At 59.5% G+C, this 25633-nt stretch carries 21 protein-coding genes; 5 read left to right on the top strand and 16 right to left on the bottom strand.

Annotation, left to right across the window (positions count from 1 at the left end):
- Window position 1: 1 nt before the first annotated feature.
- From HX807_RS25330 to HX807_RS25345, 4 genes are all read right to left on the bottom strand, one after another.
- Window positions 2-961 carry a MoxR family ATPase gene (locus HX807_RS25330; RefSeq protein ID WP_003218556.1) on the bottom strand — a complete coding sequence of 320 codons (960 nt, stop codon included), beginning with the start codon at window positions 959-961 and terminating at the stop codon, window positions 2-4.
- Between the two features lie 310 nt (window positions 962-1271).
- Window positions 1272-1628, bottom strand: a complete 357-nt coding sequence (locus tag HX807_RS25335) for a hypothetical protein (RefSeq protein WP_003212949.1) — start codon at window positions 1626-1628, stop codon at window positions 1272-1274.
- Between the two features lie 83 nt (window positions 1629-1711).
- A complete protein-coding gene (locus HX807_RS25340) occupies window positions 1712-3430 on the bottom strand; it encodes an ATP-binding cassette domain-containing protein (RefSeq protein WP_256349585.1) in 1719 nt (572 codons plus the stop codon).
- Window positions 3431-3466: 36 nt separating this feature from the next.
- Complete coding sequence (locus tag HX807_RS25345; protein WP_256344656.1) at window positions 3467-4657, bottom strand: YcaO-like family protein; 1191 nt, start codon at window positions 4655-4657, stop codon at window positions 3467-3469.
- 1020 nt (window positions 4658-5677) lie between these two features.
- Between HX807_RS25345 and HX807_RS25350 the strand changes: the two genes are divergently transcribed.
- Complete coding sequence (locus HX807_RS25350) at window positions 5678-10537, top strand: NAD-glutamate dehydrogenase (protein WP_003212956.1); 4860 nt, start codon at window positions 5678-5680, stop codon at window positions 10535-10537.
- Between the two features lie 196 nt (window positions 10538-10733).
- Here the strand turns inward: HX807_RS25350 and HX807_RS25355 are convergent, their stop codons facing one another.
- The 3 genes from HX807_RS25355 to HX807_RS25365 form a co-directional block, all read right to left on the bottom strand.
- Window positions 10734-11420: a GntR family transcriptional regulator gene (locus HX807_RS25355; RefSeq protein WP_102369279.1), complete on the bottom strand. Its 687-nt coding sequence runs from the start codon at window positions 11418-11420 to the stop codon at window positions 10734-10736.
- A gap of 17 nt (window positions 11421-11437) precedes the next feature.
- Entirely contained in the window at window positions 11438-12142 is a 705-nt protein-coding gene (locus HX807_RS25360; protein ID WP_003212959.1) for a FadR/GntR family transcriptional regulator, read from the bottom strand.
- A gap of 145 nt (window positions 12143-12287) precedes the next feature.
- Window positions 12288-13598, bottom strand: coding sequence for a C4-dicarboxylate transporter DctA (locus HX807_RS25365; RefSeq protein WP_008433031.1), 1311 nt, complete (start codon window positions 13596-13598; stop codon window positions 12288-12290).
- A 232-nt stretch (window positions 13599-13830) separates the two neighbouring features.
- Between HX807_RS25365 and HX807_RS25370 the strand changes: the two genes are divergently transcribed.
- A complete protein-coding gene (locus tag HX807_RS25370; RefSeq protein WP_177051447.1) occupies window positions 13831-14460 on the top strand; it encodes a DNA-3-methyladenine glycosylase I in 630 nt (209 codons plus the stop codon).
- 134 nt (window positions 14461-14594) lie between these two features.
- On the opposite strand, the gene HX807_RS25375 is transcribed toward HX807_RS25370, so the two are convergent.
- From HX807_RS25375 to HX807_RS25400, 6 genes are all read right to left on the bottom strand, one after another.
- Window positions 14595-14996: a cupin domain-containing protein gene (locus HX807_RS25375; protein WP_003210770.1), complete on the bottom strand. Its 402-nt coding sequence runs from the start codon at window positions 14994-14996 to the stop codon at window positions 14595-14597.
- A gap of 83 nt (window positions 14997-15079) precedes the next feature.
- Window positions 15080-16513: a PLP-dependent aminotransferase family protein gene (locus HX807_RS25380; protein ID WP_003210772.1), complete on the bottom strand. Its 1434-nt coding sequence runs from the start codon at window positions 16511-16513 to the stop codon at window positions 15080-15082.
- A 59-nt stretch (window positions 16514-16572) separates the two neighbouring features.
- Window positions 16573-17340 carry an SDR family oxidoreductase gene (locus HX807_RS25385; protein ID WP_003210776.1) on the bottom strand — a complete coding sequence of 256 codons (768 nt, stop codon included), beginning with the start codon at window positions 17338-17340 and terminating at the stop codon, window positions 16573-16575.
- A 19-nt stretch (window positions 17341-17359) separates the two neighbouring features.
- Window positions 17360-18427, bottom strand: a complete 1068-nt coding sequence (locus HX807_RS25390) for a phosphotransferase family protein (RefSeq protein WP_177051449.1) — start codon at window positions 18425-18427, stop codon at window positions 17360-17362.
- A 130-nt stretch (window positions 18428-18557) separates the two neighbouring features.
- Window positions 18558-20414 (bottom strand): pilus assembly protein TadG-related protein, encoded by a 1857-nt coding sequence (locus HX807_RS25395; protein ID WP_102604665.1) that lies wholly within the window; start codon window positions 20412-20414, stop codon window positions 18558-18560.
- Between the two features lie 90 nt (window positions 20415-20504).
- Window positions 20505-21455: a 2-hydroxyacid dehydrogenase gene (locus tag HX807_RS25400; protein WP_087692887.1), complete on the bottom strand. Its 951-nt coding sequence runs from the start codon at window positions 21453-21455 to the stop codon at window positions 20505-20507.
- Window positions 21456-21484: 29 nt separating this feature from the next.
- Here HX807_RS25400 and HX807_RS25405 point away from each other — a divergent pair, with 29 nt between their 5' ends.
- Complete coding sequence (locus tag HX807_RS25405) at window positions 21485-21970, top strand: hypothetical protein (protein WP_157222831.1); 486 nt, start codon at window positions 21485-21487, stop codon at window positions 21968-21970.
- Window positions 21967-22293 (top strand): hypothetical protein, encoded by a 327-nt coding sequence (locus tag HX807_RS25410; RefSeq protein ID WP_177040642.1) that lies wholly within the window; start codon window positions 21967-21969, stop codon window positions 22291-22293. The genes HX807_RS25405 and HX807_RS25410 overlap by 4 nt, the downstream gene beginning before the upstream one ends.
- 15 nt (window positions 22294-22308) lie before the next feature.
- On the opposite strand, the gene HX807_RS25415 is transcribed toward HX807_RS25410, so the two are convergent.
- The 3 genes from HX807_RS25415 to HX807_RS25425 all read right to left on the bottom strand — a co-directional run bounded on the left by HX807_RS25415 (window position 22309) and on the right by HX807_RS25425 (window position 24095).
- A complete protein-coding gene (locus HX807_RS25415; RefSeq protein ID WP_177051451.1) occupies window positions 22309-22845 on the bottom strand; it encodes a cysteine hydrolase family protein in 537 nt (178 codons plus the stop codon).
- Window positions 22846-23062: 217 nt separating this feature from the next.
- Window positions 23063-23659, bottom strand: a complete 597-nt coding sequence (locus HX807_RS25420) for a TetR/AcrR family transcriptional regulator (protein ID WP_102369272.1) — start codon at window positions 23657-23659, stop codon at window positions 23063-23065.
- A 52-nt stretch (window positions 23660-23711) separates the two neighbouring features.
- Window positions 23712-24095, bottom strand: a complete 384-nt coding sequence (locus HX807_RS25425) for a tautomerase family protein (RefSeq protein ID WP_003210790.1) — start codon at window positions 24093-24095, stop codon at window positions 23712-23714.
- Between the two features lie 252 nt (window positions 24096-24347).
- On the opposite strand from HX807_RS25425, the gene HX807_RS25430 reads away from it, so the two are divergent.
- Window positions 24348-25625 (top strand): serine/threonine transporter, encoded by a 1278-nt coding sequence (locus HX807_RS25430; RefSeq protein ID WP_102604662.1) that lies wholly within the window; start codon window positions 24348-24350, stop codon window positions 25623-25625.
- Window positions 25626-25633: the final 8 nt, after the last annotated feature.

The raw sequence follows: 25633 nt of genomic DNA on the forward strand, positions 1-25633 counted from the left end.
GTCAAGCGACGGCAACGACGTCGAGAATGCGTTGCACCACGCGGTCCTGGTCGATGCCGGCCGCTTCGGCCTCGAACGACAGAATGATGCGGTGGCGCAGCACGTCGAACAGCACCGCCTGGATGTCTTCCGGGCTGACGAAATCGCGGCCGGCCAGCCAGGCGTGGGCCCGGGCGCAGCGGTCCAGGGCAATCGAGCCACGAGGGCTGGCGCCATAGGCAATCCATTCGGCCATTTCCGGATCGAACTTGGCCGGGGTGCGAGTGGCCATGACCAGTTGCACCAGGTATTCCTCCACCGCATCGGCCATGTACAGGCCGAGGATTTCCTTGCGCGCGGCGAAGATCGCCTGCTGGCTGACGCGTCGCTCGGGCTTGGTTTCACCGTTGAGGGCTTCGCCACGGGCCTGCTGCAGGATGCGGCGCTCGACGGCGGCATCGGGGAAGCCGATTTTCACGTGCATCAGGAAACGGTCGAGCTGGGCTTCGGGCAGCGGGTAGGTGCCTTCCTGCTCGATCGGGTTTTGCGTGGCCATCACCAGGAACAATGGCGACAACTCGTAAGTGCTGCGCCCCACGCTGACCTGGCGCTCGGCCATGGCTTCGAGCAATGCCGACTGCACCTTGGCCGGGGCACGGTTGATTTCGTCCGCCAGCACCAGGTTGTGGAAGATCGGGCCTTGCTGGAACACGAAACTGCCGGTTTCCGGGCGATAGATCTCGGTGCCGGTGATGTCGGCGGGCAGCAGGTCGGGGGTGAACTGGATGCGATGGAACTGTGCCTCGATCCCTTCGGCAAGCTCCTTGATAGCCTTGGTCTTGGCCAGGCCGGGAGCGCCTTCAACCAGCATATGGCCATCGGCGAGCAGGGCAATGAGCAAGCGCTCGATGAGTTTTTCCTGGCCGAGAATCTGCGTTGAAAGAAAGGTTCGCAGCGCAAGCAGCGCTTCACGATGTTCCATCGATGACGGTTCCTGGAGAGGTGAGACTGGGCATTGCGAAAAATGCCAGGCCTGGGGGCGTTACTTTAATGCATCGGAGGGGGTGGAGACTAACGGCGCGGGGGGTATTTTTCGGGAAATGTGGGAAATGTCTGAGGTTTTTTCCGATAGGCGCCTGCCTTTGTGGCGAGGGAGCTTGCTCCCGGTGGGTTGCGCAGCAGCCCCAGCAAGGCTGCCGAGTTTTTCCAGGCAGAACGCAGTTGGCTGGATTGGGGCCGCTTCGCAGCCCAGCGGGAGCAAGCGCCCTCGCCACATTGTGCGGATTTGGCAACTAGGCCCGGATATAGGTCCCGGTGCCCTTGAGAATGTTCTGCAGGGTTTCCTCCACTTCGGCCAGATCCGACTCGGCGGTGCCGTGGGTGATTGCCAATTGATCGTGGCCGCCCAATGCATCGGCATCCGCCGCGCCAATCTCCACCAACAGTGTCGTGGCACTCAGGGTGATCTTCAGCCCGTCCAGGGTCGACGGCTCGTAATCCCAGGTGACTTCCACCTCGTCCTCGTCCGGATAACGGGTCACCATGAACATCTCGCCCTTGTCGCCGTGGCAGCAGAGCATGGCCATGTTGTCTTCTTCGTCATCGCACGGGTTGACGATCAGGTGGGCGGTGGTGAGTTGCAATGGCATGGTTAATCCTGTCTGGGGGAGGGCGAAGCAGGGCAATTGTGCCATTGCGGCGAATTTTGTGCTGCATCGTGTATGAGGGGCTCCTAGCTGTTGCCGGTTTGGTTTTCCAGATCAAAGTCACTTAACAGCGTCAAGATCGACGTTTTGTTAGCCAACTCGCTCCAAGGGCCTTGATCAATGATTGCTCCGTTTGACATGACAATAACCTGATCAAAACGGTGCAGGTGGCGGATATCATGTGTGACGCATATCAATCCGCGTTTGCCGAAGATATCGAACAGCAGATCCCACACAGGCGTGGCCAGTTTTTGTTCAATGGACGCGCTGGGTTCATCGAATAAATTGAATTCCCCGGGCCTGTTGACGAGGCGCAGCAGGGACAGACGCTTTGCTTCGCCTCCTGAAATATTGGACGCGTTTTCGCTGAGGCTGCGGTTTAAAACGATTTCTTCCAGGTTCAGTTGCTCAATTGCGTGGTTCAAGTGTGGGGAGGGGGGGATTCCAAACAGTACGGAGTGATCAAAGTAGCCTTCCAGGAACTGGGGCGACTGGGGGCAATACCTCAGGTACCTCAAATGCGCTTGGGCACTCAGTTCGCAAATGGGCTTGTCGTCGATAAGCAACCTGCTTGTCAGTGAGGGGTTCAAGCCTGCCAGCACTTCCAGCAAGGTAGATTTCCCCGCTCCACTTGGCCCAGTGATGGCAACTGACTGACTTTGGGTAAATTCGATGGCTGTCTTGATGGTCAAGCGGATGGAGCTGGTGTCAGTCACGATGCAGGGATTAAGTATTAACGTTGATTTGGGCTTTAGCGGTATTTCGAGTTGGCCGTTGTCGTCGCCAAAATTTGGTAACGACAGTAGGTGCAGGAGTCGGCGCTGGTCTGCGAGAAATTGATCCAGTACCCGGTAGCCTTCTGTAAGCGCAGTAATGTTGATTAAGAAGCTGCCAGCGATTGAGAATGTCGCAACTAATTGCCCAAGACTAATAACGGGTTGTCCTGAAAGCTGATCCAATACCCCCCAGCCAAGTAGCCCTCCGGTGGCAAGGCTGATGAATAGGATCTTTATACCGTTTAAAAAACCGCCGGAGCTTGTAACTGTTACCGCGGCATTGGCGTATTGGGTGAAAGCTTCATTCAAAGGGTGTGTGGCAGTATGTTCTGCTCCTTCCAGTTTTATAGACTTCCCCGATTTTAAAGTGTTGAACAGAATGGCACCCAGCTCATCTTCTTGTTCGTTGATCCTGTCAATGTGCTTTCTCCGCCATCTTATGATTTTGTGGGCTGTAAAAAGATAGATAGCACTCAGGCCGATCACAGCGAGGAACACTCCGCTACCACCCATATACAAAAAGGCTCCCCCAACAATTAGCAACTCCAGGCACATAGGAAATGCGACAGTGACGAAAAACGTAAGCAATTTTTCGTGAGCCGTGATTCCGCGTTCCACAGACTTTATGAAGTGGCCAATGCGCCATGAGCTAAAGTGATGAAAGTCTTTGTGCAGTAATTGCCCAATCCAATTGATCGAAGCATCTCTTACGATTTGTTGGATTAGCTTGGATAATAGGAATATTTGCGCAGGGTTTACTAAGGCCTGAATGCATCCGGCCAGAATGAAGCCTGCAATCAGTATGAATAAGGTGTTCATTGCTGGCTGGTTGTTGCTAAGTGCGTCTACGACTTCTCCTAGCAGTAAAGGTGGCGCGAGCGCTATAACTTTAAGCCCTATTGTGGTAAGGACGGTAGACGTAAGCAGAGCTGTATGCTGTTTGCATGCTATTTTAACAAGTGTTTGCATTTGGTCGCCTATAGGCATTCTTCGCTGCATTCATACTTATAGTGTAGGGGTGGGGCAGCTGAGTAGAGTGTGCTGGGGCGCTACCAAGTTTCCACTTCTAATAATGTTGAAGCGCTCAAGGCTGGGGATGTAGATTTGTATAACGCTACAGCCGTTGGCAAACTTGGTGAGTGTTCTGAAGAATATTTTCTTTCCGTCATTGGAAAGGCTGTTTTGTAATATTTGCAGCTGATGCGGAACGCTTGCTGAGAATTGTTTGTGTTGATGTTTAATGAGGGGCAGTCTCAAGTTCTTTATTGAGGAGAACTCAATGAGAGGTTTGAGCTTTTCTGAGCTAGACAGCAGCTCCAGGGTTTTCTTGTCCAGCTCCTCTCCTGCAGAGTCATACAGTTCGTTTGCTTGGAATTGCTCCGTCACCGCTCGCTGCAAAGCTACGTTAACGTCCAGCGAGCAACCTGAGCCAACAGATGCAATATGTAGATCGCCTGCGCCCGCTCTGGGGAAAGCTGCTGCAAAATAAACGCCTAAAAAATCTTTAATGACCACGATCTGGAGACGTTGGGCAGATTTTATTGCATACGGATTGTTATGTAGTGCCATCGCAAGGAGGGATGTGGACGGGGAGTATAAATTTATGGGTGGGCCGATTTTGCAAATTGCCATATAAAAAAGCGATAGAATGTGTCGCTCAATGACTTCGAGAATGCCGTGCAAGAGGGCCTCGTCTTCCGTACATCCGAATGCCATACCTGAATTGGATGAGTAGCGGGCTAGAAAATTTAAGTGAGAGTTTCCTTTGGGATGTTTGTTTTTGGCGATGGCTGGGCAGAGGAGCGCGTGTGGGACTAATAATTTTTCCTTTTTATCAAGGGTTGTGAGCGTTAAGCATTCAAGAGGCTCCTTGATTTGAGAGCAGTTGAAGAGTAAGCCATCGATTTTTGCTGGCGCTTGTGCAGCAACTGCCTTGCAGTGACACGTCGTAATACCAAGGGCGATTGGTTGGCCCGCGATAAGGTGTTCTAAGCTTTCAGCGAGTGCTCCAATAAGTGATTCGGGCCCTTTGCCTGCGCCCGATGCGACTAGTTGGCTATTTGCGTCGTACAGTTCCGTTGTCGCTACTAGGTTTTCTTTGTTTGCATACTGCGTAATCGCAGTTAGGCCAAGGCTATGAATGGTCTCTTTTATTTTTGATAGAGCATTGGTTGGGCTTAGTTCTCGCTCTGACATGCTTGCCTCGTTATTTTTGAATGCCGAAAGGATTTCCTTTCGGCATTTTTTAGCGGGTGCTTCATTTGTATGGAATGTCAGTTTGTGAGTGTGGCGAAGAAGTGGACCTCGGTCGCTAGTAAGCTTTCGGATGCGCCTGCGTTTTGCGGAAAGCCAGTCGGGATGGTTATTTCGGAGCGTTTATTACCCATTTCAATCACCTCGTTTCTATTTTGAATGAGAGGCACTCGATAGTGAGTTCCCCACTTGCGCGTAATTTCGCAAGTGATCAATTAATAGCAGTGGCCCTACCTCGATTCAATTGGTGTGAAGGCGCGAGCGTCCTGTGTTTGTGTAGGAATTATCTCGTCGGGGCGTGGGATGATAGTTGTCTATGTTTGATTTTTTGGCTTAGCTGCGGTTGTACGCAGCTGTTTCAATGGTTTGTGATGTTTATGGTTTTGTGAGAGGTAGGCAAACTAAGAGCGGTTCGACAAATCACTCATTTAGCTTTTGATGTGATTGGGAGTTCAGCCTCTCTATTGGGAAGGGGGCGACCACCGAGAATTTACCCTGATGATTCACTTTCTCAGGAGGCGTGCGGCATGCTGGCGAAAATGCGGCGAATTTTGTGCTGCATCGTGTGTCAGACCTTGTGGCATGACCTGGCGGGCAATATCAGTCATTTCCGGTACTCGGCGCCCCGGGATTTCTCCGAAAACACCCGGTTGCCCAAGTCGCAACCCGCCGGCAGCGTGCCGATGACCGAATATGTCGCAGCGTCGCAAGCAGCTTGCTTCCTACACTCGTTAAGCTGCGCAACGGATGTGCCTCGCCAGGAGTCTGACCTGCCCGTCGTACCGTCACCTGGCAAGGTGCGCATCTTATGGAAGTTGAATGTGACCTCATTGTCTTGTCCAGCTTCACCCACCTGTCACTCTGAATTCGTTACTGTAGACCGCGAACAGAGCTGACGGTCTCCCCGCAAGGGGATAACACGCGACGCTTCCATCAATAACAAGCCCAAGCGGAGTACCACAGATGGCGTTCTTCACCGCAGCCAGCAAAGCCGACTTCCAGCACCAACTGCAAGCGGCACTGGCGCAGCACATCAGTGAACAGGCACTGCCACAAGTGGCGCTGTTCGCTGAACAATTCTTCGGCATCATTTCCCTGGATGAACTGACCCAGCGTCGCTTGTCCGACCTGGCCGGTTGCACCCTGTCTGCCTGGCGCCTGCTTGAGCGCTTTGATCACAACCAACCGCAAGTGCGGGTCTACAACCCCGATTACGAACGTCATGGCTGGCAATCGACCCACACCGCGGTCGAAGTGCTGCACCACGACCTGCCATTCCTGGTGGACTCGGTGCGTACCGAGCTGAACCGCCGTGGCTACAGCATCCACACTCTGCAAACCACCGTTCTCAGCGTGCGTCGTGGCAAGAAGGGCGAACTGCTGGAAATCCTGCCCAAAGGCACCCAGGGCGAAGACGTTCAGCAAGAATCGCTGATGTACCTGGAAATCGACCGTTGCGCCAACGCCGCCGAGCTGAGTGTCCTGAGCAAGGAACTTGAGCAGGTACTGGGCGAAGTGCGCGTTGCAGTCGCCGATTTCGAACCGATGAAAGCCAAGGTCCAGGAGCTGCTGGCCGGTATCGACGCCAGCCCGTACGTGATCGACGGCGAAGAAAAAGCCGAGATCAAGAGCTTCCTGGAATGGCTGGTGGGCAACCACTTCACCTTCCTCGGCTATGAAGAGTTTGTGGTACGTGACGAGGCGGACGGCGGTCATATCGAATATGACGCCAACTCGTTCCTCGGTCTGACCAAACTGCTGCGCCCGGGCCTGACGGCCGACGAGCTGCGCATCGAAGACTACGCGGTGAACTATCTGCGTGAGCCGGCCGTGCTGTCGTTCGCCAAGGCTGCACACCCAAGCCGCGTGCACCGCCCGGCCTACCCGGACTACGTGTCGATCCGCCAGATCGACGCCGACGGCAAGGTCATCAAGGAATGCCGCTTCATGGGCCTCTACACCTCCTCGGTGTACGGCGAAAGCGTGCGGGTGATTCCTTACATCCGTCGCAAGGTGACGGAAATCGAGCGTCGCTCGGGCTTCCAGGCCAAGGCGCACTTGGGCAAGGAACTGGCCCAGGTGGTCGAGGTGCTGCCCCGTGATGACCTGTTCCAGACCCCGGTGGACGAGCTGTTCAGCACCGTGATGTCGATCGTGCAGATCCAGGAACGCAACAAGATCCGCGTGTTTCTGCGCAAGGACCCGTACGGCCGTTTCTGCTACTGCCTGGCCTACGTGCCGCGCGACATCTATTCCACCGAAGTGCGCCAGAAGATCCAGCAAGTGCTGATGGATCGCCTGAAAGCCTCGGACTGCGAGTTCTGGACGTTCTTCTCCGAGTCCGTACTGGCTCGCGTGCAGTTGATCCTGCGGGTGGACCCGAAGAACCGCCTGGACATCGACCCGCTGCAACTGGAAAAAGAAGTGGTGCAGGCCTGCCGCAGCTGGCAGGACGACTACTCCAGCCTGGTGGTGGAAAGCTTCGGCGAAGCCCACGGCACCAACGTGCTGGCTGATTTCCCGAAAGGTTTCCCGGCCGGCTACCGCGAGCGTTTCGCCGCGCATTCGGCCGTGGTCGACATGCAGCACTTGCTCAGCCTGACCGAAGCCAACCCGCTGGTGATGAGTTTCTACCAGCCGCTGGGCCAGGTTTCCGGCCAGCGCGAGCTGCATTGCAAGCTGTATCACGCCGATACGCCGCTGGCGCTGTCCGATGTGCTGCCGATCCTGGAAAACCTCGGCCTGCGTGTACTGGGTGAATTCCCGTACCGCCTGCGTCATGCCAATGGCCGCGAGTTCTGGATTCACGATTTCGCGTTCATCGCCGCCGAAGGTGTGAACCTCGATATCCAGCAATTGAACGACACCCTGCAGGACGCATTCGTGCATATCGTGCACGGCGATGCCGAAAACGATGCGTTCAACCGCCTGGTGCTGACGGCCGGCCTGCCATGGCGCGACGTGGCGCTGCTGCGTGCCTACGCCCGTTACCTGAAGCAGATTCGCCTGGGCTTCGACCTGGGTTACATCGCCAGCACCCTGAACAACCACACCGACATCGCCCGCGAGTTGACCCGGTTGTTCAAGACCCGTTTCTACCTGGCGCGCAAGCTCACCGCCGAAGACCTCGAAGACAAGCAGCAACGCCTGGAACAAGCGATCCTCACGGCCCTGGACGACGTTCAGGTGCTCAACGAAGACCGTATCCTGCGTCGCTACCTGGACCTGATCAAGGCCACCCTGCGGACCAACTTCTACCAGGCTGACGCCAACGGCCAGAACAAGTCGTACTTCAGCTTCAAGTTCAACCCGCACGCGATTCCTGAGCTGCCCAAGCCGGTGCCGAAGTTTGAAATCTTCGTCTACTCGCCTCGGGTTGAAGGCGTGCACCTGCGCTTTGGCAACGTCGCTCGCGGCGGCCTGCGCTGGTCCGACCGTGAAGAAGACTTCCGCACTGAAGTGCTGGGCCTGGTAAAAGCCCAGCAAGTGAAGAACTCGGTGATCGTGCCGGTGGGCGCCAAGGGCGGTTTCCTGCCGCGTCGCCTGCCGTTGGGCGGCAGCCGGGACGAGATCGCGGCCGAGGGCATCGCCTGCTACCGCATCTTCATTTCCGGCCTGTTGGACATTACCGACAACCTGAAAGACGGCGCCCTGGTGCCACCGTTGAACGTGGTGCGCCACGACAACGATGACCCGTACCTGGTAGTAGCAGCGGACAAGGGCACTGCGACCTTCTCCGACATCGCCAACGGCATCGCCATCGACTACGGCTTCTGGCTGGGTGATGCGTTCGCTTCCGGTGGTTCTGCCGGTTACGATCACAAGAAAATGGGCATCACCGCCAAGGGCGCGTGGGTGGGGGTGCAGCGTCACTTCCGTGAGCGCGGCATCAACGTCCAGCAAGACAGCATCACCGTGGTGGGCGTGGGCGACATGGCCGGCGACGTGTTCGGCAACGGCCTGTTGATGTCCGACAAGCTGCAACTGGTCGCCGCCTTCAACCACCTGCACATCTTCATCGATCCAAACCCGAACCCGGCCAACAGCTTCGCTGAACGTCAGCGCCTGTTCGACCTGCCGCGCTCGGCCTGGACCGACTACGACACCAGCATCATGTCCGAAGGCGGCGGTATCTTCTCGCGCAGCGCGAAGAGCATTGCCATCTCGCCGCAGATGAAAGAACGCTTCGACATCCAGGCCGACAAGCTGACCCCGACCGAACTGCTGAATGCCTTGCTCAAGGCGCCGGTGGACCTGTTGTGGAACGGCGGTATCGGCACCTACGTCAAGGCCAGCACCGAGAGCCACGCCGATGTGGGCGACAAGGCCAACGACGCCCTGCGCGTCAATGGCAACGAGCTGCGCTGCAAGGTGGTGGGCGAGGGCGGTAACCTCGGCATGACGCAGCTGGGTCGTGTGGAATTCGGCCTCAATGGCGGCGGTTCCAACACTGACTTCATCGACAACGCCGGTGGTGTGGACTGCTCCGACCACGAAGTGAACATCAAGATCCTGCTCAACGAAGTGGTGCAGGCCGGTGACATGACCGACAAGCAGCGCAACCAGTTGCTGGCGAGCATGACCGACGAAGTCGGCAGCCTGGTGTTGGGCAACAACTACAAGCAAACCCAGGCCCTGTCCCTGGCTGCCCGCAAAGCCTTCGAGCGCGTGGCCGAGTACAAGCGCCTGATGAGCGACCTGGAAGGCCGTGGCAAGCTGGACCGTGCCATCGAGTACCTGCCGACCGAGGAGCAGCTCAACGAGCGCGCCGCTGCGGGCAAGGGCCTGACCCGTCCGGAGCTGTCGGTACTGATCTCCTACAGCAAGATCGACCTCAAGGAAGCGTTGCTCAAATCCCTGGTGCCGGATGACGACTACCTGACCCGTGACATGGAGACCGCTTTCCCGCCGAGCCTGGTGGCGAAGTTCTCCGAAGCCATGCGTCGCCACCGTCTGAAGCGCGAGATCGTCAGCACCCAGATCGCCAACGACCTGGTCAACCACATGGGCATCACCTTCGTTCAGCGCCTCAAAGAGTCCACCGGCATGAGCCCGGCGAACGTGGCGGGCGCCTACGTGATCGTGCGTGACATCTTCCACCTCCCGCACTGGTTCCGTCAGATCGAAGCCCTGGACCACCAGGTCTCGGCCGACGTGCAACTGGAGCTGATGGACGAGCTGATGCGCCTGGGCCGCCGTGCCACGCGCTGGTTCCTGCGCAGCCGTCGCAACGAACAGGATGCCGGGCGTGATGTTGCGCACTTCGGTCCGCACCTTGCCGCGCTGGGCCTCAAGCTCGACGAACTGCTGGAAGGCCCGACCCGCGAAGGTTGGCAGAACCGTTACCAGGCTTACGTCGAAGCCGGTGTGCCGGAGTTGTTGGCGCGCATGGTTGCAGGCACTACCCACCTGTACACCCTCCTGCCAATCATCGAAGCCGCCGACGTGACAGGCCAAAGTGCGGCAGACGTCGCGAAGGCTTACTTCGCCGTCGGCAGCGCCCTGGACTTGCCGTGGTACCTGCAGCAGATCAGCAGCCTGCCCGTGGGCAACAACTGGCAGGCCCAGGCCCGCGAAGCCTTCCGCGATGACGTGGATTGGCAGCAACGGGCGATCACCATTTCCGTACTGCAAATGGCCGATGCGCCAGAAGACATGGAAGCCCGCGTGGCCCTGTGGCTTGAGCAGCACCAGGACATGGCTGATCGCTGGCGCACCATGATGGTGGAGATTCGTGCTGCAGTCGGCACGGACTACGCCATGTACGCGGTGGCCAACCGTGAGTTGCTGGACCTGGCGATGAGCGGTCAATCGGTGCTGTAACTGGCTTGATTGAGCGGTAAAACCAAAAGCCCGGTATCGAAAGATATCGGGCTTTTTTGCATTTGATTATCGGCGTGTTATCTCAACTTGTGGCGAGGGAGCTTGCTCCCGCTGGGCTGCGCAGCAGTCCCGTTTTTGGGGCCGCTGCGCGTCCCAGCGGGAGCAAGCTCCCTCGCCACAGGTTAAAACAGTGTGATCAATTGCTGCGTAGTAGCTTGGCTTCCAGATGATCCAGATGCCGGGTCATCAAGTTGACGGCTTTGCCGGCATCGCCATGCTCCACCGCATCCACAATCGCCCTATGTTCCTGCCATGCGCAATACGTGCAAGCCTTGGCCTCAAACTGCGCAATCGCCAATGAGGTCAGCGGCACCAGGCTGTTGAGAAACTGTGCCAACGGTGCATTCCCGGCGATGGCTGCCAGTTGCAGGTGAAACTCCCCGGAGAGCCGAATCGCCGGCCCGCGCTCGTCACGCTCGATGCAGTCGCGCTCCCGTGCGATCAACTCCCGCAGTTGGCGGATCTGCGCCGGTTTCGCCTGGGCACACGCCAACTGCACCACGGTGATTTCCGTCAGGCGCCGCGCCTCGAGAATCTGCTGGGTCTGTTGTGCATCAGGTGCCGCCACCTGGGCCCGATGGTTGGGCCGCAGGATGATCACTTGCTGGTGCGACAGCCGCGCCAGCACTCGGCGAATCACGCTGCGGCTGACGCCAAAACTTTGCCCGAGGCTCTCCTCGGTAAAACGGCTGGCGGGCGCGATGCGTTGCTCGAGAATGGCGTCGAACAGTGCCGGGTAGATGTCGTCCACCGAGAGTTTCGGCTTGCCCACCAGGCGCAACGGCGTAAAGGGGAAAGGGGTGTGCAGGGCGTGAGCGGTCATGCGCGGTCTCCTGGAAGTCAGCTACCCAGATGGTCATCCGGGATGTTCAAGCGAATGCCCATGCGCAAGCCTTCCTGCAGGATATGCCGGCGCATTTCGGCGCTGGCAAGGGCGCTGTTCTTGTTGCGGATCGCCCGCACCACGGCGTCGTTTTCCTGCAAGCGTTCCGCCAGGTGTTCGGGGGAGTTGCGCAGCACCTGGGCGCTTTGCTTGAGGGCGTTGCTGGTCTGTTGCACCACGTTCTGGAAGATCGGGTTGGAGGTCAGGGCGAACAGTTCTTCGTGGAACGCGATGTAGGCGTTCATCCCGGCTTCGCTGTCGCCGGCGTCGAGGGCTTCGCGCATGTCCATCAGGGTCAGGCGCAGTTGCCCGACTTCCTTGCTGCTGATGGATTGCGCCACTAAACCTACGATAAAGGGCTCGAGGGTGTAGCGCAGTTGCAGGATGTCTTCGAGGCTGGCGTCCGCCACGCCGCTGTCCTGGGCCTGGGATTCGCTGAGGGTGGTTTCCAGCACCACCACGCCCTTGCCGGGCATGGAGCGCACCAGGCCTAGGGTTTCCAGCACGATCACCGCTTCGCGCAGGCTCGGGCGGCTGATGCCCATTTGCTCGGCCAGTTCACGCTGGCCGGGCAGCATCTCGCCGCGCCGCCACTGACCCCTCGCCAGGGCGGCGCGCAGTTTTTCTACCACTGAATTGACGACGGTTGACGAGGTGATCACGTGTGGCTCCCTTTAAATTGAACTGTCTGCTTTGTGTGGCGAGGGAGCTTGCTCCCGCTGGACTGCGCAGCAGGCCCATTTTTTGGGGCCGCTTCGCGCCCCAGCGGGAGCAAGCTCCCTCGCCACAGGGGGTGAGTCTGTCTCATCAGAACTCTTGGTGGGCGGGCAGCACCGGTTTCTTGGCCTGGAAGGCATACCCTTGTTGACCGTCCAGCACCTTGTTGGCGCGCTGGATATCGATGTCTTTTTCCCAGCGGGCGATGGCCACGGTGGCGACGCAGTTGCCGATCAGGTTGGTCAGCGCCCGGCCAATGCCCATGAACCAGTCCACCGCCAGCACCAGCACCAGGCCCACCACCGGAATCGCCGGGATTGCGGTGAGTGTCGCCGCCAGAATCACCAGTGCCGAACCCGGAATCCCGTGGGCGCCCTTGGAGGTGATCAGCGACACCAGCAGGATGGTCAGCAGGTCGGTCATCGACAGCGGTGTGCCGGTGGCATTGGCGATAAACACGATGGCCAGGGTCAGGTAGATCGAGAAACCATCGAGGTTGAACGAGTACCCGGTCGGAATCACCAGGCCCACGGTGGAGCTGCCAATGCCAAGGTGTTCCAGTTTACGCATGATCTGTGGCAACACGGCATCGGAGGACGCGGTGCCCATCACGATCAACAGTTCTTCCCGCAGGTACTTGAGCAGCGGCATCATCCGCAGGCCCGACAGGCGCATCACCAGCCCCAGAATCACCGCGACGAACAGGAAGCACGTAAGGTAGAACAGGCCCACCAGGCTGCCCAGGTGTTGCAGGGAATCCAGGCCGTAGGTGCTGGTGGTGAAGGCGATGGCGCCGAACACGCCGATGGGCGCCAGGCGCACGATCATGCCCATGATGCGGAAGATCACGTGGCTCAGCTCGTTGATCAACCGAGAGATGCCGGAAGCGGCTTCGCCCACCAGGTTCAGTGCGCTGCCGAACAACACCGAGAACAACAGCACTTGCAGCACGTTGTTGTCCGCGAAGGCGCCGATCACCGAGTTGGGGATCAGGTCCATCAGGAACTGGCTGGTGCCCTTGATGTGTTGGCCGCGGTCTGCCAGTTCATTCAGGCCGGCAGACGACAGTTGCTCCAGGTGGATATTGGCGCCGGTGCCGATCCCGGTGCTGAAGGCCATGATCAGGCCGATCACCAGGGCCACGGTGGTCAGTGCTTCGAAGTAGATCACCGACTTGAGGCCGATGCGCCCGACTTTCTTCAAGTCGCCGGCACCGGAAATACCGCTGACCACCACGCAGAATACGATCAGGCCAATCAGCATTTTGATCAGCTTGATGAAGCCGTCACCCAGGGGTTTGAGTTGCGAGGAGAATTCAGGGAGGGCGAGGCCGCAGATTATGCCGATCACCAGGCCAATCACGACTTGCAGGAAAATCGAACGCGAGCACCATCTGAGCATGGGAAGGATCTCTATTCGGTGCCCTGGTGGGTCCAGGGCTTAATTGTTGTGGTCTGACCGGTATGTCCAGTGCGGGGCCAGTCTACGCTCGGTTTTTTTCAAGTCGCAAGTAAATATTACGCGGATGGCAGGTCCCGGTCTGACCAGTTGGTCCGCAAGGTTCGTACTTGAGCGGTTGGCGGCCCGGAATTTTTTTCGCTTATCATCCCGGGCTTGGTTCACAGGGTGAGTTATGGATATTCCAGGATTGATCACGGACGCGGCGGGCGTCACCAGCTGTAGGTGGCGCACGGCGGCGCCGGAGTACCCGGATTACCACGACCACGAATGGGGCGTGCCGGTGGCCGATGACATTGCGCTGTACGAGAAGATTTGCCTGGAAGGTTTTCAGGCCGGCATGGCGTGGATCACCATCCTGCGCAAGCGCGAGGCGTTTCGCCGGGCGTTCGAGGGCTTTGATTTTCGCCGAGTGGCGCAGTACACCGAGCAGGACATCGAGCGATTGATGGCCGACCCGGGCATCGTGCGCAATCGCGCCAAGATCGTGTCCACCATCAACAACGCCCGGCGCGCCTGTGAGCTGGTGGATGAGACCGGCTCGCTGGCGGCGTGGTTGTGGTCGTTTGAACCGGCCGCCGATGAGCGCCCGGCGGTGGTGGACATGGCGTACTGGACGGCCAACCCCACGTCAGCCGCGTCAACACGTTTGTCCAAGGCCCTGAAGAAACGTGGCTGGAGCTATGTGGGCCCGACCACGATGTATGCGTTCATGCAGGCGATGGGCATGGTCAACGACCACCTTGAAGGCTGTACCTGCCGGCCTCGAATCGAACACCTGCGCCACCACTTCAAACGACCCTGAGCCACTGACTGTGCGCGGTTAAAACTGTGGGAGCTGGCTTGCCGGCGATGGCGGTGGATCAGCAAACACAACTGTGTCTGATGCACCGCCATCGCAGGCAAGCCAGCTCCCACAGGAGGGTGCGGTGGCGCGGGTTAGTGGGGCAGCGGCGTGAGCACGTCGGCCTTGTCATCCATCACCATCACTACCAGCAGTTTCGCCGGTTGGGTCTGGCTGGCATTGCTGGATTCAAAGTGCCGCGAGCCGGCAGGTTCATAGAACGACTGGCCGACCTTGTAGGTGATCGCCTTTTCATCGTTGACCCGCGAGGTGATTGCACCTTCCAGCACATAGGCCACGGCCGTGCCGGTGTGGCTATGGGGCACGGTGGCCTGGCCCGGGGCGTAGTCCACGGTGAGCATCACGGTTTTCTTGCCGGGGACGTTGGCCAGGGCGTGTTCCTGCAACACGTTGATCTTTTCCTGGTTGTACACCGGGTCGTGGGCAAAGGCGCTTAACGAGGCCAGCAGCAGGGTGGTGCCGAGCAGTACTTTCATGGTGAGGCTCCGAGTGAGTCGAGACCCGTTCACCCTAGGCCCCGATCCGGATTTGACCAATAGCCAATCCGGCGGAAATTCCCTCAGCCAATCTGTCGCAGGATATCCCGCACCACGTCCAGTGCCGGGTCAATGTCCAGGGTTTCGATCGCGCCAAACCCGATCTTCAGTCCCTCGCGTACCGGTGTGTCGTGGAAAAACACGCTCAGCGGATAGAGCCCCACGTCAGCCTCCCGTGCCAATTGGGTAAGCTGCGGAATATTCACCGGCACCTTGCACAGTGCGGCCAGATGGAACCCGGCCACGGTGGGCACCACGTCGAACCACGGCGAGAGGTCCCCCGCCAGGCGCTGCAGAATCCGTTCCCGGCGCCCGGCATATACCCCATGGCAGCGCCGAATGTGCTTGAGCAGGTAGCCTTCGCTGATGAACTTGGCCAGGGCCCATTGCGGCAGGGTGGAGCTGTGCTGGTCGGTGAGTTGCTTGGCCTTGAGCACCGCGCCGAAAATCGCCGGCGGCAACACCGTGTAGCCCAGGCGCAACTCCGGCAGCAGGGTTTTCGAGAAGGTCCCGACGTAGGCGACCACGCCGCGGGTGTCCATGCTTTGCAGGGAGTCGGTGGGGCGGCCCTCGTAGCGGAATTCGCTGTCGTAGTCATCCTCGATCACGATGGCGCCCAACGCCAGCGCACGTGCCAGCAACGCCTCACGGCGCGGCACGCTCATGGGCATGCCCAGCGGGAACTGATGCGACGGTGTCACGTAGATCAGCCGCGTGCCGTCGGGAATCAAGTCGACCCGCAGGCCGTGTTCGTCCACCGGCACGCCCACCACGGTCGCCCCCATGGCGTCGAACATCAGTCGTACCGGGGTGTAGCCGGGGTCTTCCATGGCGACGACGGTGCCCGGTTCCAGCACCACGCGGGCGATCAGGTCAAGCGCCTGCTGGGCGCCGTTGGTGACTACGATGTCGTCTTCGCTGCACCTGACCCCACGGGAAAATGCGATATGCCCGGCGATTGCATTGCGCAGGGCCGGCAAGCCTTCCGGCCGGCTGTAGAAGCCGCTGTCCTGTGAGATACGGCGCAAGGCATCGAGGGTGCAGCGCCGCCATTCATCCTGGGGGAACTGGCTGCGGGCGGTGGCGCCGCCGATAAAGTCCCGGCTCGGGCGGGTTTCACGGTTGGGGTGACCCATGGGCGCGGGAAGGGCTTGCCACTTGGCCAGGTTGGCGGCGCAGGCAAGGTCGGCGGCACTTTGCAGGTGTTCGCGGCGCGTGGCCCAGGCGTTGACGAACGTGCCACGGCCGATCCTGCCGACCAACAACCCTTCGTAGGTCAGCGCCGCGTAGGTGTCTGAGACTGTCTTGCGCGACACGCCCAGTTGCAGGGCCAGCAAGCGGCTGGGAGGCAATTGCGACCCGGCCACCAGTTGTCCCGACTCAATGGCCGTGCGCAGTTGCTGGTAAAGCTGTTCGGCCAGGTCCTTGCGGCCCTTGATAACGACGTGCAGTTCCATGTTTCATCCAGAGGCAAGCAATCACCCGCAAGATTACCGCAAGTCACCCGCCAGCCGAATCAGGACAGGAAACCACCGTCTACATTCAGCGATACACCGGTGGTGTAGCTCGACGCGTCGCTGGCCAGGTACAGCACCGCGCCGGCCATCTCGCTCGGGTCGGCCACGCGCTTGAGGGGGATCTGCGCCAGGGCCATTTTCAGGATCGAGTCGTTCTTCACCAGCGCGGAGGCGAACTTGGTGTCGGTCAGGCCCGGCAGCAGCGCGTTGCAGCGAATGCCGAACGGCGCGCATTCCTTGGCGAAGACTTTGGTCATGTTGATCACGGCGGCCTTGGTCACCGAGTAGATGCCCTGGAATACGCCCGGCGAAATCCCGTTGATCGAGGCCACGTTGATGATGCTGCCGCCACCGTTCTCGCGCATCAGCTTGCCGGCTTCCACCGACATGAAGAAGTAGCCGCGGATGTTCACGTCGACGGTCTTCTGGAATGCGCCCAGGTCGGTGTCCAGCACGTTGCAGAACTGCGGGTTGGTGGCGGCGTTGTTGACCAGGATGTCCAGGCGGCCGAACTGTTCGCGGATCGCGGCAAACACATTCGTGATCTGTTCCATTTCGCCGATATGGCAAGCAATGGCGGTGGCCTTGCCGCCGTCGGCGATGATCGCGTCGGCCACGTGCTGGCAGCCGTCGATCTTGCGGCTCGACACGATCACGTGGGCGCCTTGCTGGGCCAGCAACTTGGCGATGGCCTCACCGATACCGCGGCTGGCGCCGGAAACGAAAGCGATCTTTCCGTCGAGGTCGAACAGTTGGGTCTTGGACATGGTTTTTCCTTGAAGAGGGTCAGAGGGAAGACTGTTTGATGACATTCAGGCTCATCTGCTCAAGCAGCTTGTTCATGTGAATGAACTGCGCAAAGCGTTTGTCCTGGGTCTGGCCATGGAAGAAGCGGTAGTAGATCTGCTGCACGATGCCGGCCAGGCGGAACAGGCCGTAGGTGTAGTAGAAGTCGAAATTGTCGATCTGGATCCCGGAGCGTTCGGCGTAGTAGTCGACGAACTGGCGGCGGGTAAGCATGCCGGGGGCGTTGCTCGGCTGGCGGCGCATCAGTTGCACCGGGGCCGGGTCGGCCGCTTCGATCCAGTAGGCGAGGGTGTTGCCCAGGTCCATCAGCGGGTCGCCGAGGGTGGTCAGTTCCCAGTCCAGCACGCCGATGATCTGCATCGGGTTATGCGGGTCGAGGATCACGTTGTCGAAGCGGTAGTCGTTGTGGACGATGCTCGAGGTGGGGTGGTCGGCCGGCATCTTGCCGTTGAGCCAGGCACGTACCGCTTCCCAGCTAGGGGCGTCGGGGGTCAGGGCTTTTTCGTAGCGGTCGCTCCAGCCGCGAATCTGCCGCTCCACATAACCTTCGGGCTTGCCCAGGTCGGCCAGGCCGCAGGCGCTGTAGTCGACCTGGTGCAGCTCGACGAACTTGTCGATAAAGCTTTTGCACAAGGCTTCGGTTTTCGCCGCGTCCAGGCCCAGTTCCGGCGGCAGGTCCGAGCGCAGGATGATCCCGTTGACCCGCTCCATCACGTAGAACTCGGCGCCGATCACCGACTCGTCGGTGCAGTGCACGTAGGCCTTGGGGCAATACGGGAAACCATCCTTGAGCTGGTTGAGAATCCGGTATTCGCGGCCCATGTCGTGGGCGGACTTGGCCTTGTGGCCAAAGGGCGGGCGGCGCAGCACGAATTCCTGGCCGGGGTATTCCAGCAGGTACGTCAGGTTGGAGGCACCCCCGGGGAACTGGCTGATTTTGACGCTGCCGCTCAAGCCCGGGATATGGGCCTTGAGGTAGGGATCGATGAGGCTGGCATCAAGTTCTTCGCCGGGGCGAATCTGGGTCGATTGGTCATTAAGCGCCATGCTTATCCCTTCTGCTTATTCTTAAGGCCTTGGACTATTGGCTAATCTAATGCGCGCGGCCGCCAAGCCACAAGGTTGGGGCGGCTTAATAGGTTAGCGTGTTGGCCGATGATCAGCGGGCTTGATGTGCTCAGATCACCAGAACTGCGCGCCCGCCGGGGTTGCAGGACAGGTTGGCACCGATTTCGACTTTCGCCAGGTCGATGCCCAGGCCGGCGAGCAGGTTATTGACCAGCGGGTCGAGGAGCGGGCTGAGCAGTCCGGAGATGATGCCGCTGAGCAGATTCAGTACGCCGGTGACCAGGCCGACCACCAGGTTCAGCACCAGCCCAATCAGTCCGCCCTGTGTCGGTGGATGGTTGATCAACTGGATGCCATTGAGGGTGTTGCTCAAGCTGCCCACCACGTTGTTGGAACTGAAACTGAAGTAATCCGGGGGGCTTTTCACCTCGGGCGGCGACAGGTAAGTGTGGTTCCGGACTGTCTTGGCCACGCTGCTGTCGATCTTCAGGCTGATGCCACCCACGCCATACGGTTGCCGGGGATCGCAGACACCGTTGCTACAGGTCTTCACCCCAAGGTCGAGTAATGGGAATTCGTCAACGTTCAGTGGTGCTGTGGAGGAAAACAGGTTTTTTGGGTCGATCTGGCCCACCATCAGCCTAACCGCCGAGGTGGTACCGAGCACCGACAAGGCTTTGTCCGCAGGCCCGTTGCAGCGATATCCGGTGACCGTGCTGCTGCCGCTGGCGGCTTCCAGTGCTACATCGATTTGCTGGCCGATTTTGGGGTCAAAGGAGCTGCCTAACAAGATGCCCACCAGCGCCGTTACCCCGCCCAGTAAATCGTTCACCGCGCCGATTGCCGGCAGTTTCACCGAGATCAACGTCCTGACTTGCGCGGTCCTGACGTAGATCGGCTGGGTGGCGATCAGCTTGGGGTTACCTATGGCGGAAACCTGTGCCGGTTCAATGACCTTGGTCTTGACCGTGATATTCAGCAGTCCCAGCACATCCACCGGTAGCTCCACCGCGACCGCGTTGTACTTGTTCGACAGTTGCACAAACCCCTGGATCAGGTTGAACAGTTGCAGGTTAACGTCCAGGGCGCTCTTGTCGGTGCCGTTCTGGATGGTCAGCAGGTCGCCCAGGTGCAGGATCTTGGTGCCGGGCGCAATCAGCTTGATCGCTTCCAGGTTATTGATCACCACCTTGACCGCATCGCCCCCCAGCTTGAGTACATCTATCGCGGCCTGGATCAGATCGCCGACGCTGGCGTCGGTCTTGAGCAACTCGTCGTAGTTGCCGGCGCTGACCTTCAATTGAATCGCCAGCGCGTCCAGGTAACTGAGCAGGTTGATATCGGTATTGATCAGGCCCTTCCAGCCCACCGCGTCGAGTTGCAATTTGCCCCCCAGCAGTCCGCCGATCAACGCATTGAGTGCGGCGGACTTGGTGCTGTCCACGGTCAGCAAGGTGCTGCGGATGGTCAGTACGGCCACCGGTGGCGCGGGCACGGCGGCCACGGCCACTGCCTGCAACCGGATGGTCGGCTCGAAAGGGCCGGTGGAGAGCAGCATGAACAGGCGGTTGGCGATACTGGTGACGACGCGGTGGGTGGCGATGACCTGGATCGCATCGGACCTTGAGGGATTGGGGCTGAAGGCGCGCATGAAGTCAGCCCCGGTGACCAGGGTGCCACAGGTGGTCGCCAGGGTACGGTCTGCGTTGAGCGGGAAATCATTGCGGGCTGCGCTTTGGATCGCGAATTGCGCGGCGTTGGTATTCGGCGTCACGCAGGCGCCGCCGCGGGTGACCACTTCCAGCGCCGCGGTGTCGGCAACCCGTTGCAGCTTGCGCTTTTCCAGGTACAGCCGGCCGCTGTCGACCACCAGCAACAGGAACAACAGTGCGACCCCCAGGGTCATCGCACCCATCAGTCCTATTGCACCGCGTTGGCGGGCCGAGCCGGGTCCTTGGCAAACCATCCTGAGTTCCTTCGCCGATCCAGTACCGGCATCCTGAATATCCCCTCAGGCAGTGTAGTCAGGTTTTGGAGAATTTATGGCTATTGGCCATTATTTTCGCGGAGGCAGTGCCACGGGCGTCAGCACAGGGCGGCCGGCAAAGTATTCCAGCAGGTTGTCCGCCACGCGCTGCACGGTGTCATGGGCGGCTTCCGGCGACAGGCCGGCGACGTGGGGCGTGAGCACGGTATTGCTGAGGCGCTTGAGCGCGTCGGGCACGTTGGGTTCATCGTCGAACACGTCCAGTGCCGCGCCGCCGATGCGCCGTTGCTCCAGGGCGGTAATCAGGTCGGCGGTGACCACCACGCTGCCACGGCCGATGTTCACCAGGAAACCGTTGGGCCCCAGTGCGTCGAGGGCCTGGCGGTCGATCAAATGTCGCGTGCTGGCGCCGCCCGGGGTGGCCAGGATCAGGAAGTCCGAGGCCCGCGCCAGTTCCACGGCGGTGGCGCAGTAGGTGTAGTCCACATCTTCGCGGGGCTGGCGGTTGTGATAACTCACCTCCATGCCAAAACCCAGGGCGGCCCGCTTGGCGATTTCCAGGCCCACGGCGCCCAGGCCGAGAATGCCCAACTGTTTGCCGGCCAGGGAAGGGCGCATTATCTTGGGCCATTCGCTGCGCCGTACTGCTGCGTCCGCCCGGGGAATGTCCCGCACCAGGCACAGCAACAACGCCATGGCGTGGTCGGCCACCGACGGCGCATTCACCCCGGCGCCATTGGTGACCACGATTCCACGGTTGCTGGCGGCTTGCAGGTCCACGTGTTCATACCCGGCGCCGATCACGCAGATGATCTCCAGCAGCGGCAGCGCGGCGATTTCCTCGGCGTACAGGCCCAGCGGGCCACGGGTAAGCACCGCCTGGACCTGCCCGCCGTGGGTCTTGATGGCCTTGGCGCGTTCGGCCGGGGTGGGCGCAAGAATCACGTGAAAGCCATTGCCTTCGATGATCGGCAGGTAGTCGTTGATGGTTTCAACCAGGACCAGAACGGTGACGGGCATCGGAAGGTTCTTCCTGAAGGATTAGAGGCTTGGATTATGCGGGATTTGTAGTCCCGATCGTTTCTTTACCGCAGAAAAATTTCATTTCTCACCAGCCTAATCTGATTTTCCAGACCGCTCGTCCCAGTCCTTTTTACTGCCGCAGACTTCGACGACTTTCCTTAGCAGAGACGTCATGGATGCATGTTCCTGCCACCCCCGAAATCGTCGAGTGGACCCCTTATGGCTACAAGCACAGCCCATCAAAAAACCTAGCTTGGGAAGATATTGTCAGCAGCACCCGATACGGCCCGGCCAAATACAAGCCCGGTATAAATATTGAAAAGCTTGAGCGAGAAGCCTATAAAAATGGAGTGCCAAGCACTCATGCAAAACCCTGGAAACTCAGGGAGTACCCGCAAGTCATAGGTGCCAGTGATGGCAAGCCCAGTTACTGGGTTCGAATTGAGTCAAGCGCGGGCGTCATACATGGTCATCCGATTTCCGAGCAGGAATTCAGGAGGTTAACAAGTTGATCTCACTAGGCTTTATTGACGGAAACGTCACCCATGATGATCTCTCCATCTTGCAGGATGGGGCGATGGAGAGTCAGGTTCACCTGTTGAAAGAGGACATGCTTCAGGTTGAATACGCCGGTGGGCTTATATTGGATGTCGGCTGGTACCCCTCCTTCGATATCCATGGTGGGTTCCGCATCAATGTAATAAGAAATTACGACTGGGACCGCCCAGTGATTGCGTTAACGGCGCACGCAGCCGGTGATCTGGTGGAGCAACTGGCTGTTGCGCAGAGCGCGATCAATGGCGAACTGCGCAACGTATTGAGAACCTCGGCTTAGGTAAAGCTCCAGGCTTTAGAAGTAGATATCGTCAGCTTTCACACGCTGCACAAATGCCCCGGCCAAGGTTGCGTTATGGTGCTCGATAATCGATGCGGCCGATAACGCCGGGGTGTCCATACAAGTATGGGCATCCTCCGGCAGCAGCACCGAGAACCCCAGCTCTACGGCCACTCGGCACGTCGTGTCGATGCAGTGTTGGGTTTTCATCCCGACGATCACCAGTTCATTCACCTGTGCCGCCGCCAGTTGCTGCGACAGCTCGGTGCCGAGAAAACAGCTGGGCCGGGTTTTATTGAAAACCGTGTCGCGAGCTTCATCAACCTCCAGTGCTGGCCATAGTTGCCAAAACGGGCTGCCCACCTCGATGGGCGAACCCGCAGGGCCGGTGTGACGTGCAGCGAAAACCGGCACGCCAGCGTGTCGGGCGCGCTGAATCAGCTGGTTGATGTTGTCGAGTACGCGCTGGCGTTCGTAGGGTTTTTCCGGGCCGTCGTACAGGCCGACCTGCATGTCGATGACCAGCAGGGCGGGGCGCTTGATGTCAGGCATGGTACTGCTCCTTGTGGTTGCCGAATGGGCGGAGCAATAAAAAGGCCCCGTCCATTGCTGGCGGGGCCTTGGGTAAATCCGGGTGGCTTAGTTTGCGCGCCACTCACCGCTACCACACGACCCGCCGGAAGCGGTCGTGGTGGTGGTGCGGGTGAGGGCCAGCTGAATAAGGTTCATGGGCCGATCATGCTGGCGCTGGCGTTTGGCTGTCAACTCGTCAGCCGAGGTTTTTTTCCGGGATCAGCAGATTCCTGGCGGCAGCGAGGAATTCATCAGACAGGCCGTTGCCTTTGGTCGCACGGGCCAGGGTGAGGGCGCCGACCATCGTCGCGTACTGGGCAATGGCGGCCTGCCGGTCACCTTCGGGGGTTCCGGTGGCCTGGGTAGCGGCCAGGATGCCCATGGACGCTTCAAAGCCCCGGATAAAGCTGCGTTGCAACGCGCTGTCGGCGGCTTCATGGCACATCTCCCCGGCAAAAGCCGCAACCGGGCAACTGTCCCCGGGGTTGTCACGATTGGCGGCCGACAGATACGGATCAATCAACGCCAGGCGAGCAGCCTCGGGATCAGGGCTTTGCTCGACCCTGGCCTGCCAGCGCTCGCTCGATTGTTCGAATGCCCGGTTGCAGGCTTCCGTGGCCAGCGCCTCACGGGACTCGAAGTGCCCGTAGAAACCGCCATGGGTCAGCCCGGCGGCGGCCATCACGTCCGACACGCTGATGCCATGGATGCCCCGTTCACGAAACAGCCGCGTGGCGGCCTCGACGATGATTTCGCGGTTGAGTTCGGCTTGTTTGCGGGACACGCGTGGCATCGAGGGCTCTCTGGATCAGGTGGTGGCAGGGATGGGTGGCATCATAAAACGTTTAGCTGGCGTACTGCGCGATCCCGTTGCCGAACGACCAGTTTTCCTTCTTGACCTCCACCAGGCTGATAAACACATCTTCCAGGCGCACCGCCAGTTCACGGTTCAAGCTCTCGGCGATAGTCTTGTACAACAGCTTTTTCTGCTCGGTACTGCGGCCTTCGTTCAGAGTGATCTGGATGATCACCAGGTTGTCGGTGCGCTGGATGCCCAGGTACTCCGGGTCATAGATGAAGTGGTGTTCATCGTGCTCGGTGAGGATCTGGAAGTTGTCGTGCTCAGGCACGCCGATAGCCGTGTGCATGGCGTTGTAGATCAATACGCCGACGCGCTTGGCGTAGGTGACGTCGGGGTTTTTCCGAAGGTCGATGCGCACGATTGGCATGGCAGGTAGTCCAGTGAGGGGCGTGCTTTAAAAATACATGACGTGATGAATTTATAAAATAGATTTCTTATGAAATGTAAAATTGACCCTGCCGGAAACGTCTTCAATCCTCTGCACTGCACAACCATTCCTCAGCTAAGTCTTTGCTTCTTCAAGCGAATCCCGGACAATCGCGCCCCTGTTTCGGTCGTGGCGCTGCCTGTCAGGTTTTTCTGACTCGTCTCGACTGAGTGAATGCGGAGATCCGAACGGATGAATGATCAGGCCAATAGCGTCGACGAACGCTACGCAACGACACCTGCAACCCTCACAAGCTGGAGCCGCCAGGACACCACCTGGATGCTCGGCCTGTTCGGTACGGCCATCGGCGCCGGCACCTTGTTCCTGCCGATCAACGCGGGCCTTGGCGGTTTCTGGCCGCTGGTGATCCTCGCGCTGCTGGCATTCCCGATGACGTTTTTCGCGCACCGTGGCCTGACCCGCTTTGTGCTCTCGGGCCGTGAAGGCTCGGACATCACCGACGTGGTCGAAGAACATTTCGGCCTCAAGGCCGGCGCCGCGATCACCTTGCTGTACTTCTTCGCGATCTTCCCGATCCTGCTGATCTACAGCGTGGCGCTGACCAACACCGTCGGCAGCTTCATGGAGCATCAACTGCACATCGCGCCGCCACCGCGGGCGATCCTGTCGCTGGTGCTGATCCTCGGCCTGCTGGCCGTGGTGCGGTGTGGCGAGCAGGTGATCGTCAAGGCCATGAGCCTGATGGTGTATCCGTTTATCGTCGCCTTGCTGTTCCTCGCCGTGTACCTGGTGCCGCACTGGAACGGCGGCATCCTCAGTACCGCCAGCACCGTGCCGGCCCCGTCGGCGCTGCTGCACACGCTGTGGCTGGCGATTCCGGTGATGGTGTTCTCGTTCAACCATTCGCCGATCATCTCGGCCTTTGCGGTGGACCAGAAGCGCCAGTACGGCGAACACGCCGAGGAACGCAGCTCGCAGATCCTGTCCCGGGCACACATCCTGATGGTAGTGATGGTGCTGTTCTTCGTGTTCAGTTGCGTACTGACCCTGTCGCCGGCGCAACTGGCCGAAGCCAAGGCGCAGAACCTGTCGATCCTGTCCTACCTGGCGAACCACTTCAGCAACCCGACCATCGAGTTCGCCGCGCCGCTGATCGCGTTTGTGGCGATTGCCAAGTCGTTCCTGGGCCATTACATCGGCGCCAGTGAAGGCCTCAAGGGCCTGGTGCTCAAAAGCGGCCGTCGCCCGGCTGCCAAGACCCTGGACCGCATGACGGCTGCCTTCATGCTGGTGGTGTGCTGGATCGTCGCGACCCTCAACCCTAGCATCCTCGGCATGATCGAGACCCTGGGCGGGCCGATCATTGCGTCGATCCTGTTCCTGATGCCGATGTACGCGATCCGCAAGGTGCCGGCGATGGCCAAGTACCGTGGCCAGGCGTCCAACGTGTTCGTGACGGCGGTGGGCCTGGTGGCGATTACCGCGCTGATTTATTCGCTGGTGTCCTGACAGCACCC

The organism is Pseudomonas sp. D8002, from assembly GCF_013385695.1.
GTDB lineage: Bacteria > Pseudomonadota > Gammaproteobacteria > Pseudomonadales > Pseudomonadaceae > Aquipseudomonas.